General features: G+C 56.8%; 1 protein-coding gene. It reads left to right on the top strand.

Annotated features, from left to right (window positions below; genetic code table 11):
• Positions 1-65: 65 nt before the first annotated feature.
• The coding region (locus ACZ9W6_RS17735; protein ID WP_465192503.1) for a DUF1153 domain-containing protein at positions 66-220 on the top strand (155 nt) is incomplete at its 3' end.

A 220-nucleotide genomic window follows, 5' to 3' on the forward strand; every position in this document is an offset into this window, starting at 1 on the left:
TGTAATGACCCACTAAAAACCTGCACAGGTCATAATTCACACAGGAGCACGTGATGAGCATGACCATGGAAGACGATATCAAACGCTGGACCGCCAAGCGCAAAGCCGCGCTGGTGATGGAGATCATTCAAGGCAAGAGCACGGTGGCGGAAGCCTCTCGCGCCTTCGACCTGGCCCCCTCCGAGATCGAAACCTGGGTCGATGAGGCCAAGCGCGGCAT

This window comes from Vogesella lacus, assembly GCF_979366295.1.